Annotated in this window: 10 protein-coding genes; 3 read left to right on the top strand and 7 right to left on the bottom strand. The window is 65.5% G+C overall.

Annotation, left to right across the window (positions count from 1 at the left end; translation table 11 throughout):
- Positions 1 to 36 precede the first annotated feature (36 nt).
- The 3 genes from C6W88_RS01795 to C6W88_RS01805 are packed head-to-tail and all read right to left on the bottom strand — an operon-like array spanning position 37 to position 3,548.
- Positions 37 to 1,395: a four-carbon acid sugar kinase family protein gene (locus tag C6W88_RS01795; protein WP_108131296.1), complete on the bottom strand. Its 1,359-nt coding sequence runs from the start codon at positions 1,393 to 1,395 to the stop codon at positions 37 to 39.
- On the bottom strand, positions 1,392 to 2,657 hold the full coding sequence (locus tag C6W88_RS01800; RefSeq protein ID WP_108131297.1) for a ribulose-bisphosphate carboxylase large subunit family protein: 1,266 nt from the start codon (positions 2,655 to 2,657) through the stop codon (positions 1,392 to 1,394). Before C6W88_RS01800 ends, C6W88_RS01795 begins: the two co-directional genes overlap by 4 nt.
- Positions 2,658 to 2,717: 60 nt before the next feature.
- Positions 2,718 to 3,548 carry a phosphogluconate dehydrogenase C-terminal domain-containing protein gene (locus C6W88_RS01805; RefSeq protein WP_108131298.1) on the bottom strand — a complete coding sequence of 277 codons (831 nt, stop codon included), beginning with the start codon at positions 3,546 to 3,548 and terminating at the stop codon, positions 2,718 to 2,720.
- Positions 3,549 to 3,713: 165 nt separating this feature from the next.
- On the opposite strand from C6W88_RS01805, the gene nanR reads away from it, so the two are divergent.
- The 3 genes from nanR to C6W88_RS01820 all read left to right on the top strand — a co-directional run bounded on the left by nanR (position 3,714) and on the right by C6W88_RS01820 (position 6,688).
- Positions 3,714 to 4,421 carry a transcriptional regulator NanR gene (gene nanR / locus C6W88_RS01810; RefSeq protein ID WP_045991761.1) on the top strand — a complete coding sequence of 236 codons (708 nt, stop codon included), beginning with the start codon at positions 3,714 to 3,716 and terminating at the stop codon, positions 4,419 to 4,421.
- Between the two features lie 98 nt (positions 4,422 to 4,519).
- On the top strand, positions 4,520 to 5,332 hold the full coding sequence (locus C6W88_RS01815; protein ID WP_108131611.1) for a trimeric intracellular cation channel family protein: 813 nt from the start codon (positions 4,520 to 4,522) through the stop codon (positions 5,330 to 5,332).
- A gap of 228 nt (positions 5,333 to 5,560) precedes the next feature.
- Positions 5,561 to 6,688 carry a DUF3541 domain-containing protein gene (locus C6W88_RS01820; RefSeq protein ID WP_231498510.1) on the top strand — a complete coding sequence of 376 codons (1,128 nt, stop codon included), beginning with the start codon at positions 5,561 to 5,563 and terminating at the stop codon, positions 6,686 to 6,688.
- Positions 6,689 to 6,756: 68 nt separating this feature from the next.
- Here the strand turns inward: C6W88_RS01820 and C6W88_RS01825 are convergent, their stop codons facing one another.
- From C6W88_RS01825 to C6W88_RS01840, 4 genes are all read right to left on the bottom strand, one after another.
- Positions 6,757 to 7,566, bottom strand: a complete 810-nt coding sequence (locus C6W88_RS01825) for a PEP-CTERM/exosortase system-associated acyltransferase (protein WP_052704270.1) — start codon at positions 7,564 to 7,566, stop codon at positions 6,757 to 6,759.
- A gap of 105 nt (positions 7,567 to 7,671) precedes the next feature.
- Complete coding sequence (locus C6W88_RS01830) at positions 7,672 to 10,533, bottom strand: bifunctional diguanylate cyclase/phosphodiesterase (RefSeq protein WP_108131300.1); 2,862 nt, start codon at positions 10,531 to 10,533, stop codon at positions 7,672 to 7,674.
- Positions 10,533 to 11,753, bottom strand: coding sequence for a putative porin (locus tag C6W88_RS01835; RefSeq protein WP_231498440.1), 1,221 nt, complete (start codon positions 11,751 to 11,753; stop codon positions 10,533 to 10,535). The genes C6W88_RS01830 and C6W88_RS01835 overlap by 1 nt, the downstream gene beginning before the upstream one ends.
- Complete coding sequence (locus C6W88_RS01840) at positions 11,722 to 12,234, bottom strand: substrate-binding domain-containing protein (RefSeq protein WP_231498441.1); 513 nt, start codon at positions 12,232 to 12,234, stop codon at positions 11,722 to 11,724. The genes C6W88_RS01835 and C6W88_RS01840 overlap by 32 nt, the downstream gene beginning before the upstream one ends.
- Between the last annotated feature and the right edge of the window lie 62 nt (positions 12,235 to 12,296).

Genomic DNA, 12,296 nt, shown 5'->3' on the forward strand with positions numbered 1-12,296 from the left:
CGCTTGGGTGTGGCCGTGCCCGGTGGCACGGCCGGATCAGTGCTCGTGGTCGGCCAGGGCTCGTCCTCGCCTTAGCCGCTCGAAGTAGTCGTCGCCACCGATCTGGCCGCCCTTGAAGGCGATCTCCAGATCCTGGTAGCGCGGGTCGTCGCTGTGGGCCTGGCACAGCGGCGAACCCGGGGTGTCCGGCAGCGGCATCTTGACCGTCAGGGCATGGATGTTCAGGGCGGCGATGGCATGGCTCGAGGTGTCGCCGCCGGCCACGCACACCCGGGTCAGTCCCTGATCGTCCACCAGCGCCTTGAGCATCTCGCCGAGGGCCTTGCCCAGACTGTGGCGGCTGGATTCGGTGGCCAGGCTGTCGTCGTGGCTGTCGGGTCCCATGGCGGTGTGCAGGATGACGCTGCGGCCACTGCTCAGGGCATCCAGTGCCTTGAGGATGGCGGTGGCCATGGCCTCGTTGCGATGGGCGGGGATGGCCAGACTGCGGGCGTCGAGCTCGATGCGCTGAAAACCGGCATGCTCGACCGCCCAGTGAATCTGGCGTGCGGTGGTGCTGGAGACGCTGCCGGAGACCACCGCGATGCGCTCGACCGAACGGGGCGGAGTGAAGTCCTCGCCCCCTTCCACCAGCCCCAGGCGTCGCCACTCGGCGAGCAAGGCGTACTCGACGCCGGACGAGCCGACCACGAAGCCGCCCTTGCCGCCTTGTTGCTGCGGGCGAGTGCGCCAGAGTTGATGACCCACCGCCTGTTGATGGGGGGGCTCGAGCACGTCGAACAGCACCGCCGGATGCTCGGCGAGGGCGTGATCCACGCGTTCGTCGATATCCGGCAGGGCCAGGCTGGGCACATCGATCAGGCCGACCGGCAGAGTGGTCTGGGCGGCCAGGTGGCGGCGCAGGTCCGCCTCGTGCATGGGGGTGACCGGGTGGCGCGACATCACCGGGTGTCGATCGATGCGGTAGATCTGATCCTGATAGGCGGCGTAGAGCTCGCCGAAGACGGTGTAGCGGCGCATCTGCGGCACCCCCACCACCAGTGGGATCGGTGTCTCGCCGAAGACGCCGCGAGCGACCTCCATGGCACAACCGATGCTGCCGACCTCGGGGCTGCTGTCGAAGGTCGAGCAGGTCTTGTAGTGGGTCAGCGCTGCGCTCTGTTCGGCCAGCCACTGGAAGGAACGCTTGAGCTCGCGGCGCATCCAGTCATTGGACTCGCTGCGGCTGGTGCCGGCCAGACCCAGGGCACGACAATGATCGAAGCGCGCTCGCTGTTCGGCGCTGGGGCGAGCGGTGAACAGCACACTGGGGACGCCCTGGCAGGCCAGGGCCTCGAGCGCGTCGGTGGAGCCGGTCAGGTCGTCGCCGTAGTAGCTCAGCAGCAGGTCGTTCATGGGCAGAAGGTCTCCAGAGCCTGGGCCAATTCGCCATGATCACGGGCGTGGTCGGCCAGCGAGATGCCGCGTGCAGCGGCGTCGTAGGCCTGGCGCAGGCTCCTGACGCCGGCGGCGATACCGCCAGGGTGGGCCATGATGCCGCCGCCTGCGGTAACGATCATGTCGCTGCGGCCCCCCATGGCGCGGCAGGTGTCGATGGCCTGGCAGGCGGTCTGATTGGACGAGAATACCGGCATCACGGTGTGGGCGGGTCCCGGGGGCTCGAACAGCGGCGTCAGGCAGGCCCGGGCGCTGGCGGCGACACTGTCGTCGGACTCCGAGAACTTGTTGGCCAGACCATTGACGTGAAGGTGATCGACGCCGGCCAGGCGCCAGAAGGTCTGCCAGGCGGCGAAGTCCATGCCCAGCAGCGGCTCCCGGCTGAACATGCCCCAGCCGGCGCGGTGGCCGTGGATGGGCAGCTCACAGTGGCGCCGCAGATGACTGACGCCGGCCAGACCCACCGCGTTCAGGGCGACCATCACACAGCTGCCGCCGGCGGCCAGCACGTGGTCGTGGTGCCGGCGCATCTCGTCGATCTCGCCGGTGATGTTGAAGGCCACCATGACCTTGCGTCCGGTGAGCTGCTCATGTTCAAGCACCAGCGGCATGATCGCGTCGACCCGCTCGGTGAACGGGCAGTGCGGGCCGTTGGCCTGGAGTTCATCGTCCTTGATGAAGTCGATGCCGCCATCCAGCAGTTCCTTCACCACCTCGGCGGTGGCATCGGGAGAGAGCCCGACGCTGGGCTTGATGATGGTGCCGATCAGCGGACCCTGGTCGACGCCGCTGAGGCGGCGGGTACCGTCGATGCCGAACTGGGGCCCGGGGCAGGCCTCGGCAAAGGCGTGGGGCAGGCTGACGTCGAGCAGCCTGAGCCCGGAGAATTCCTTGAGTTCATACAGATTGCCGGCGAGGGTGGCCATCAGCGTGCTCAACGACGGACCGAGGTTCTCAAGGGGCCAGGACAAACGCACCCGGGCACGCTGGTAACGGGTGCCGGGCGGCTGGGGCCGGGTCGGCATGGGCAGCGAGGGCGCGTCGACGCTGTCGAGCAATTCGATGGACTCGACCCTGGCCGCATGACGCTTTCGAAAGTCATCGGTCTCCGCAGCCAGGCGGGTGAAGGTGCCGCAGGATTGCTCCCCGGCCATCACCTGGCAGGCCTGCTCCACCTCGAAGGGGGTCTCGATCAGGTAGCTGGCTTCGATTCGGTTCATGCCTGGCCTCTTGATACTCGCGATGGCGCTGTCGTCAGACTCTGTGGAGAGCGTGGCCCCTCAGGTGATGCGCTGAATGCTGTCGGCGATGGCGTCCGGTTCGAACACCCGCTTCCAGTCATCGCGCATCAGCATCGGCTTGCCGTTCTCGATCGCCTTGTTGCAGGCGTCCGAGAAAGCGCCGGGCTGCTCATCGAAGATCACCGCACCGAGGATGTTGAGATGGCCAAGCAGAAAGTCCCTGGCACACTCATGGCTGACGCCTCGATCCACGACTTCGTCCATCGCTTCACGCATCACCGATAACAGTGTGGCACATACCGTTTCCGACAGACCGGGTTCCAGCAGCGCCATCTGTTCAACGCTGACGCGATGGCTGCGCCCGACGGGGGCATAGATGGTCCTGGCCACGGCCTCGCCCAGGGCGAAATGGCGCTCGTCCCCCTGCATCAGGGCGCTGACGATATGCTGGGTGGCGTGGCTGCCGCCGAAATAGTCGCGCTTGGCCTCGAGGGTGGTCTCGTCGTTGAAGATCGGCGGGTGACACGGGTGGGTGACGAAGTAGACCAGGTCGTCACGTTCGGGCAGATGGCCGGCGAAGGGGGCGGCGGCGTCCAGGCAGACCACCATGGTGCCGGCTTCGATCGACGGCGACAGCTCGGCGGCAATCTTCTGGATCAGGGTGTCGGGAACGGCCAGGATGACCACATCCGCGCCGGCCACCGCCTGCTCGGGGCTGTCGACGCACTCGATGTCGAGTTCGTCGCGAAGCCGTTGGCGGCCCTGTTCGCTGACCTCGACGTGACGCACGTCGAAGTCCGAAGTCTTGAGATTGCGGGAGAGGCGGGCGCCCATCTTGCCGCCGGCACCGATCAAGGCAATGGTCGTCATGGCCAGGTAACCTGTGTGAAAAAGTGGAAGAGGCAAGCTGTGCTGCAACTGGTATGATGACAATATAAGTGGCCGGGGCTGTCAAACACGACCTTGGTCGAGTGTCATGTTCCAGGACCGCTGGCATGGGTATGCTGCGGGGCCTGGCGCCGCGAGGTAGAGGCCATGAGCGACTCGTTGAAAATTTCTCGCCGCAAACTGTCCGACGAGGTGTTCGATCGGCTTTATCAGCAACTGCTGAACGGCGACTACGCGCCGGGGGACAGCCTGCCCTCTGAGCGGGAATTGATGGATACCTTCGGGGTCGGCCGGCCGGCCATCCGCGAAGCGATGCAGGCGCTGGAGCGACTGGGGCTGGTGTCGATCCACCACGGGCAGCGGCCCAAGGTGCTGACGCCCAGTGCCGACGGCATGCTGGCCCAGATCGAACTGACCGCGATGCACCTGCTGTCGACCGAACCCGCCTCGCTCGAACACCTCAAGGAGGCGCGGCTATTCTTCGAGGTGGGCATGGTGGCGCGGGCGGCGCGGCAGGTGGGCGCCAAGGATCTGGCGCGCCTCGAGGCGCTGGTGGAGCGCCAGCGGGTGGCGCTGAACAAGGACATCGATGCCTTTATCGCGGCGGACATGGGGTTTCATGTTGCCATCGCCGAGACCACCGGCAACCCTATCTTCATCGCGGTCAGTCGGGCGATGTTCGAGTGGCTGGCCAGGTTCCATACCTCGCTGATCCACTGGAAAGGCAGCGAGCATGTGACGCTGGAGGAGCACGAGCGCATCCTGGCGGCGTTGAAGAACGGCGACGAAGGCGCCGCCATTCGCGAGATGACGCGTCATCTGGAAAGGGCGCGTTCGGTGTACGCTCCCAGTTGAGGGCGCATTGATCCCCGCTTTTGACGCTCGCCCCGGACGGGCGACACTTATCGAGAAGGAACGGGACCTTGGATAGTGATCTGGTCTACGCCCTGGACATGGCGGGGACGGTGGTCTTCGCCCTGTCGGGCATCTTGCTGGCGTGCCGCTCACGCATGGATCCCATCGGCATGCTGGTGCTGGCGGCGGTGACCGCCGTCGGAGGAGGGACCCTGCGTGATCTGGTGCTGGGTGTCGCCCCGGTGTTCTGGATCCGCGATCCGACCTATCTTTGGGTGATCCTGGCCACGGTGCTGTGCGCGCTGGTCGGATTTCACTATATCCATCGCCTCAATCGGGTGGTGCTGCCGGTGGCCGACGCCTTTGGTCTGGCGCTGTTCGTGATCATTGGTGCCAACAAGGCGATGCTGCTGGGGACCTCGGGGGTCGTGGCGGTGTTGATGGGGCTGTTTACCGGGGTGGCCGGCGGGATGATCCGTGACGTGCTGGCAAGGCGGGTGCCGATGGTGCTGTGTCGTGAGGTCTACGCCACCGCCGCCATCGCCGGCGGTGTGGTCTTCGTGGCATTGGCAAGCCTCGGCGCCCCCAGGCTTGGCATTCTGCTGTCGCTTGTCACCACCCTGGGGCTGCGGCTCGCGGCAATCCGCTGGCAGCTGGCGCTGCCGGTGCTGGCCTGGGTGGTGATCGAGCCATCTCCAGGCCAGTCGGCGTCGAGTCGGGCGGCGGATGCCGACGCCGCAGCGGAGCCCGCTGACCCTGCGTCGATGCCGGCCGATGGCAATGACGCACCGCTGACGTCGGCCCGCGAGACGGCAACGTCCGCCGACGTCGCGCGTCCCAAGATGCGGGTGAGGATGGTCTCCCGAAGCAAGGCCGCCCGCCTGTGGCCCGAGGATGAGGACGTCGACTGAGCCCTCGATTGACGGTTTTCTTCCTCGATGCTCGAGCATCGCCGTCTGCAACTCTGTGCTGGGATCTCTGCGATCGATGCCAGGCGATTGCCTCTGGCGCGGGCAGGCGGGAGGCATCTATCTTGCGGGTGTGACGCCCATCCTCGGGCGTTGCTCGCCGGCAGGAGAGATGGCATGGACAGTGCAGTTTGTCGCTTGTGGAAGAGGTCGCGAGCTGCGGCTGTGCTTATGGTGCTGCTGCTGGCGTCGGGGTTGGCCGTATCGGTGGGTGCTCACAGCGTCTCGGCCGGCGCTGGCAGCGAGTCGGCGCTCACTGTCAGGACTGCCTGTGCTGACTGCGCACGCGCCGCCGCCGAGATCCGTGCCGTCTACGAAACCTCCTTCGACCTTCTTCCCGCCGACAAGCAGCGCCACTACGCCCAGCGGCTGTGGCGGGTGACCGGTGACCCTGCCTACCTGTGCGCCAATCATGCCTACGGCCGACGCCTGCTCGATCAGCTCGCGCGTGACGCCTTCACCGTCGCGGACAGCGACCGGCTTCGCCAGCGCAATCGCGAGTTGCTGGCGGCCTACCCCGAGACCAGCCCCAAGCAGCGTCGGCGCAAGGCCATGCTGTCGGAACATGTCGACATGATGCTGCCTCGGAGCATCCTGTTTCGGCTGGCCCAGGCCCGCTACCACGGCTTGCTTGGACAACTTTCCGAGGCTGACCGGCGCTTGCTTGAGCAGGCCGTGGGCGCAGTGGATTGGCGGGCCTTTCTGACCGACCCCGAGGTGCTGTCGGTGTATGCCGCCCAGGTGGCCAACCAGGCCGCCTTCCTGGCCCAGCTGGGGATCGTGGATCTGCGTGGCGAACTCGCCCGGGCCTTTCGTGACCGTTATCCACCCGGACGGATCGAGGAGCTGTCACCGGCGGAATATCGCAACTGGGTCTACGGCCTGACCCACTTCATCATCGCCGCGAGCCACTACTACCAGCGGATGCTGTCCGACGGCGAGCTCGATTGGGCGGTGGCGGCGTTGCTCGGCCAGGGGGAGGTGTTGTTGCAGGTCAAGGCCGATATCATCGCCGAGGTGGCGCTGTCGCTGCAGTTGGCAGGGCAGGCCGATCATCCGCTGGTGGCGGTGCTGCATGAAGCGCTGCTGGCACGACGGGATCCGCAGTCGGGCATCCTGCCCGCTACCGACGGCGGGTTCGATCTGGGCGAAGGTGAGCATCGCAACGTGCTGGCGATCATGACGCTGGGGTGGGACGGGCGGTTGTATTCAGGGCCCCGGCTGGTCCTCAACGACATCTCCGAGGAGCGTGACTGCCGACTGCCTGGGCGGTCCCTGGCTTCGTCGCCCGAGGACTGAGTTGGAGGCCGGGTCGGAAGTCCGCTCAAGGGTCGGGTCGAGAGGCCAGACACTCGACCGACGCCTCGCTATACCCGGCAGCTCGACGTTGAGCGCCACAGGCTCCCTAGTCCGTCGAGGTGGTCCCGGGTGGCGGGCAACTGGGCCCCCAGTGACTCGTGCAGACGAAGGTAAAGCGGCGTCAGCAGCGGATTGCGCTCGCGCTCGGCGCATTCGTTGTCGATGTAGTAGGCACGCCGGGTACCGCAGTAGTGGATGGTGTCGCTCACCGGCTGGAAACGAAAGCCGGACAGGGTCAACAGCCGCGCCAGGGGAGGCTCCATCAGGGCGTAGAGGTGTCGCCGTGCGGTCAGGCCGGCAAGGGCGTGGGCGCTCAAGAACAGGCCGGTGACGATCAACGGAAATGCCTGGCGTTCCTCCGGAGGAAACTGTACCGGCAGCGTTTCTTCGCCCTTGCTTGGGGCCCGGAAAAGCCGCGAGATCGCCAGGCGAGAAATTTCGGCGATCTGGCGCCCGTCGTGCTGTCGCGGATGTAGCGAAGGCGCCGTGAAGACGCTGCGGGTGGCGTTCATCACCGGCAGGTCATCCGGACGATCGACGGGGGGAAATACCAGTCGCACGCAGCCCGCCGCCAGACCGCTTGAGCGATGTTCGACCAGGCAGTGGATGGCCTGTTCATCGAAGTCATCATGCTCCTGTTGCTTGTCACTGTCGCCTGGCAGGGCGTATTGAAGCTCACGTAGAAAGACGTCATGGCGCAGCGAATAGACCCGCTCCCTGTCCGCGACCGTCTTTACCAGGATCACCCGGAACTGGTCGGCGAACTGCTCCAGCAGGCGCTGTTGCCGGGATGGCCTCTCGGTGTCTGCTGCTGGCATGGGGGATCACCTCCGTGTTGTTATAGCCGGGCCGCAAAGGCCCGGCGGGCGCCCGGCTCCCTGCACCAGTACACCCTGTCTATGATAATACCCATTCAATATGCACTAGTTTACCGAATCGATGTCGATCACTGGATCGAAGGCGAAGACCTCTTTGAAGGGCACAGGACGGCCCAGGTGATACCCCTGGCCATAGGTGATGTTGTAGGACGACAGCAGCGGAATCAGCGCCTCCTGGTCGACGAACTCCGCCACGGCCTGTTTGCCGAAGCCGGTGGCGATGTCCGACACCGCCTTGACGATGACGCGGCTGTCGGGATTGGTCGCCAGGCTGCGGATGAAGGAGCCATCGATCTTGATATAGTCCACCGGCAACTGGCCCAGATAGTGGAAACTCGAGAAACCGACGCCGAAGTCGTCCAGCGCGGTCCGACAGCCTAGATCACGGACGCTCTGCAGCACCCCGCGGGCGGTGGAGAAGTCGGTGACGGCGGCGGTCTCGGTGACTTCCAGCACCAGATGATGGGGATCGGCCTGACTGACCGTCAGCAGGTTGGCCAGGTACTGCTTCAGCCCTTCGTCGTGGAGCGACTGTCCGGACAGGTTGACCGCCAGGCTGATGCCCTCGAGCCTCGCCAGGGCATGCACGCAGTGATGCAGCACCCAGCGATCGATGGCCACGATCTGGCCGGAATGTTCGGCCACCGGGATGAATCGTGCCGGTGATATCAGGCTGCCATCGTCGTCGCGCATGCGCAGCAGCACCTCGTAGTGGCGGATCGAGCGATCCTCCAGCCGCACGATGGGCTGCACCATCAGCACGAAGTCACCCTCCACCAGGGCTCGGCGAATACGGTCGACCCAGTAGACACGCTCGTTGAGCTCATCCCGGGCGTTTTCCAGAGTGGCCAGCAGGTGCCAGCGTTGCAGGTTGCTGGCCTTGGCCTTGTACATGGCCACGTCGGCGCTGGCCATCAGGTCGGCGGGGGTGGCGCCCTCGGTGGGGAAGGGGACGATACCGATGCTCGCAGTGACCCGGTGGCGACGTCCTTCGGCGACGAACCCGAGGCTCTCGAACAACTGGTTGAGGTGCTGGGCGACGCGGATCGCGTGGTCGTCGTCGACCCCAGGCAGCAGCAGGGCGAACTCGTCGCCGCCGAGGCGCGAGATGACCCCTCGGTGGGCGTACTCCTGCTGCAGCAGGCGGGCCACGGTATGCAGCATGCGATCCCCGGCATGATGGCCGCTGAGCTCGTTGACTTCCTTGAACTGGTCAAGGTCCAGCAGCATGACCACGCCCTGCTCGTCTCGGGCCAGGGCCTTGCGCAGCGACTCCAGGAAGAAGCGACGATTGTAGAGCTCGGTCAGCGGATCACGCTCGGCGAGCCAGGTCAGTCTGGCCTCGGCGGCCTTGCGCTCGGTGATATCAAGTCCCACCGATATGCGTGCCAGGGAGACTTTGGCACCGCTCTTCAGCGGGCTGTGGTACCAGATGATGGTGCGTGGCTCCCCATCGGGAAGGGTCAGGGTGCGTTCTTCCTGATGCAAGGTCTGGCTGGGCTCGCTGTCCCCCGGGCCTGCGCCGAAGATGTCGTCGAAACGACGCCCCAGCAGTTCCTGGGAGGGGCAGCCGAGCTGGTCCTTGAGGTAGTCGTTGACCATGTCGATGCGCCCCTCTTCGTCCAGCGTGAGGATATGCACCTGGGCGGTATCGATCAGATTGCTGACAAAGTCCCGCTCCCTGGCCAATTCATCGATACGACGTGCCAGCTCATCCCCCCGCTGAGCCACCTGGCGCTGCAGGCGCTCGAGCTTGTCGGCCAGGGTCAGGGTGCTGGATTCCAGCACGTCGATCTCGTCCGGCAGGCGACGTGGCGCCAGCGGCAAGGCTTCGCGCGCCTGGGAAAAGCCACCACTGGCCAGCGGCGGCAGCACCGAGGCCACCCGGCGCAGTCGAGCCATGGGACGCAGCAGGATCGCCAGCAGCAGGAGTTCGGCAGACAGCCAGCCAAACAGACTGGCCATCATCTGGGTCCGGGTATCGAGCTGGATGGCATGGATCTGGGTGGTGATGTCCGAGATCAGCACGAAATAGGCGGGTGCACGAGCCCCGGAGGACGAGGTCAGCGGGACGGCGGAAAGCTCGAGATGACGTCCCTGCTGTTCGAGGCGCAGGGGTTCCTGCGCCAATGCCTCGAGGGAACCTTTTCGGCTTGCCTGGTGCAGCAGCGGCAGGCTCTGTGAGGCGTTGGTCACCGCCTGTACCCGTCCCTTCCAGCCGTCCAGTCGACGTGGTTCAAAGGCGGCTTCGGTGGCGCTGGTATCGACGCTGATCAGGGCGACCTCGCTGGTGGATATCTCGCGAGTCTGGCGGGCGACGTCCGCCAACGAGCGAGACAGCAGCAGGGTGCCTGCGCTGCCGCCGCTGGCCAGTATCGGGACCACGGCATACTGGCGGCACTCGGGAGAGCACTCGAGCGGCGACAGGGGGAGCTCCCGGGACATGACGCTTTCCACCCAGCGCCGATAATGAGGCGGCGGCGACTGGCCTGGTTCGAGCCCCAGCGACATGACCGCACGGGTGCGATCATCGTAGACCAGCATCTGTTCGATACCCGCCTCCAGCTGGAGCGAGGGCCACAGTGAGGCCAACGCAGGGGACAGCGCCTCGGGCGGTGACGGCGGGGCCCCCTGCTCCAGCGCAGGGCCCAGGTCGGGCGAGGCCGCGATCAGTCCCGCCAGCTGCTGCAACCCTTTTTCCGAACGGCGGATGGCGAACTCGAGCTCACGCTGCTGGCGCTCGATCTGCTCCTGGCGCGTGGCGGTGAACTGACGTGTCAGGTTGGTGTGAGACAGGTAGGTGAACAGCACTGCCAACGCCACCAGCAAAAGGCTGGTGAGGGTGACCACTCGCCATGTGAGGCCCAGGCGAAGGCGCTCGGGGCGTGACGGGCTGGTAACCGGCATCAGAACCTCAACGAGAGCTGGAAGAGCCACATGTTCCAACGTCGCTCGGTGTCTTCAGGATCTGGATTATCCTGAACCGGCAGCCAGGCGGTCCCGTCCACATAGTGATATTCGCCCGCCAGCATGACCCGTGAATGGGGCTGCCACTGTAGACCGAAGGTCCAGTCATTGGCGTACTGGGAGTGGGCCGGACCACGGCCTTCGCGTTCGTAGTCGGTGCCGTTGCGGTCGTCGCGGTCGTTGACCAGGCTGTCGTAGCGGACCAGCCAGCGCCAGTCGTCGAGGAAGCGCCGGCGATATTGCACGTACCAGCTTTCACCCTGGTTCTCGTTGTCCTCGAAGGCGTCGAAGCCGGTGAGGCTGACGTCGCGCAGCGCGTACTCCGCGGTCAGGCTCCACAGCTCGGCGTTGTATTGAGCAGAGAAGATCCACGGCTGGAAATCGAGCTTGCCGTCTCCGGGAAAGGCACCGGGGGAATCGTAGTCGGCCTTGACCGAAGCCGCGCTGACGGCAAATACCATGCGACCGCCGTCGTGTTCGTAGCGCACCTGGCCTACCGCCGAGGTGTCGGCGTCGAAGGAGCCGGGTAACACATCGAGACCCAGCACCTCTTCCACATCGTCATCCACCTGCGCCTGGCCGACACCCAGCTGGGCATGGATCACGCCGTTGTCGATGCGCTCTTCGTGGTAGAGGCTGACGCCGTCGGCAGACAGCCCCAGGGAACGGGTGCGGTCGAAATAGATCGACTGTGGCAGCAGAATGCTGGGGCGGGTAAAGGCCACGTCCCGGGTCTGGTTGTAGAAGCCGAAGGGATTCTTGAAGCGCCCGACCTGAATGCCGAAGGTGCGATCCCGGTCGGACAGCATCTGCCAGTCGACGATACCGTAGTCGAGTTCCACCGAACCGTTGTCGACCTCGCCGGCGCGCCGGCTCAGGGCCTGGGCGGCCAGCAGCAGGTTCTCGGTGGGTCGGATGGAGGCGTTGATGCCGAGCTCCGTGTAGTCCCAGCTGCCGCCACTATCGCTGCTGTCGCCGAACATGTTGTTGTCGTCGGTGATCACCAGCGCCTGGCTCAGAAAACCGTGCACCTGGAAGGTGTCCAGGGGGGACGCCTGTGCGGTGGACACCAGCAGCAGCGGCACCAGCAGCGAAGGCGCCAGCAGCCCCAGGCGGCAACCCACCGACCTAATCCCTGGCAATGGCTTGGACGCGCTCATCCAGATACTCCCTTTCGATGTAGCCGATGGCTCCGGGGGTGGTGGCCACCGTGTCGATCATGTCTTGCTGACTGCGCACACGATGTGGCGCCTGCCCGGTACCCGAAAAGACGATGCGGTCCCAGGCCAGCTGCAACTGGTGAGGATAGACAGACAGCCATTCCTTGACGAAGGTGGCGTGGACGGGGTCGTCACTGGCCAGGACGTACACCTCCGCGCCTTGCCCGCTGGGCCAGGTGCGCAGGCGCATGGCAAAGATCGCCCGCAAGGTATCGCGGTCGAGCTCGTTCAGGGCAAGGCCAGGATGAGAAATGACCACCACCTCGTCTGCGGTCTTTCCCCACGCAGCCGTGCTGGCCAGCCCTCCGGAGATCAGGACCGTCCAGATGCAGAACAGGAGGCGAAGAGATAACCGACGCATCAACGCAGCCTCTCTGCAGCCTCGATGGAGGACAATCGCCACCTGGAGAGTGGCATCCACTGTGTCATAGTGCTCCGGATTCCCTGCATGGCTTCCTTGCGACGTCGCATTTCTTGGGCTTG

The sequence above is a fragment of the Halomonas litopenaei genome, from assembly GCF_003045775.1.
GTDB lineage: Bacteria > Pseudomonadota > Gammaproteobacteria > Pseudomonadales > Halomonadaceae > Halomonas > Halomonas litopenaei.

Excerpts from the sequence above, each read along its gene's own strand:
- C6W88_RS01795 (WP_108131296.1), bottom strand. The coding sequence starts at position 1,395 with ATGAACGACCTGCTGCTGAGCTACTACGGCGACGACCTGACCGGCTCC.
- C6W88_RS01800 (WP_108131297.1), bottom strand. The coding sequence starts at position 2,657 with ATGAACCGAATCGAAGCCAGCTACCTGATCGAGACCCCCTTCGAGGTG.
- C6W88_RS01805 (WP_108131298.1), bottom strand. The coding sequence starts at position 3,548 with ATGACGACCATTGCCTTGATCGGTGCCGGCGGCAAGATGGGCGCCCGC.
- nanR (WP_045991761.1), top strand. The coding sequence starts at position 3,714 with ATGAGCGACTCGTTGAAAATTTCTCGCCGCAAACTGTCCGACGAGGTG.
- C6W88_RS01815 (WP_108131611.1), top strand. The coding sequence starts at position 4,520 with ATGGCGGGGACGGTGGTCTTCGCCCTGTCGGGCATCTTGCTGGCGTGC.
- C6W88_RS01820 (WP_231498510.1), top strand. The coding sequence starts at position 5,561 with ATGGTGCTGCTGCTGGCGTCGGGGTTGGCCGTATCGGTGGGTGCTCAC.
- C6W88_RS01825 (WP_052704270.1), bottom strand. The coding sequence starts at position 7,566 with ATGCCAGCAGCAGACACCGAGAGGCCATCCCGGCAACAGCGCCTGCTG.
- C6W88_RS01830 (WP_108131300.1), bottom strand. The coding sequence starts at position 10,533 with ATGCCGGTTACCAGCCCGTCACGCCCCGAGCGCCTTCGCCTGGGCCTC.
- C6W88_RS01835 (WP_231498440.1), bottom strand. The coding sequence starts at position 11,753 with ATGAGCGCGTCCAAGCCATTGCCAGGGATTAGGTCGGTGGGTTGCCGC.